At 52.9% G+C, this 255-nt stretch carries 1 rRNA gene; it reads left to right on the top strand.

Annotated features, from left to right (window positions below):
* Positions 1-255, top strand: a 23S ribosomal RNA gene (locus M3196_RS21875); the annotation flags it as partial.

Here is a 255-nt window from a genome sequence, read left to right as displayed (position 1 = left end):
AAACCAGAGGGCTTGCCCTCTGGGGTTGTAGGACACTCTACATGGAGTTACAAAGGAACGAAGTAGGTGAAGCGGTCTGGAAAGGCCCACCAAAGAAGGTAACAGCCCTGTAGCTGAAACTTCGTTCTCTCCTGAGTGGATCCTGAGTACGGCGGGACACGTGAAACCCCGTCGGAATCCGGGAGGACCATCTCCCAAGGCTAAATACTCCCTAGTGACCGATAGTGAACCAGTACCGTGAGGGAAAGGTGAAAA

Origin of the sequence: Fictibacillus nanhaiensis, assembly GCF_023715445.1 — a bacterium.
Lineage (GTDB): Bacteria > Bacillota > Bacilli > Bacillales > Fictibacillaceae > Fictibacillus > Fictibacillus nanhaiensis_D.
This window is presented reverse-complemented; position numbering and strand designations above follow the sequence as displayed.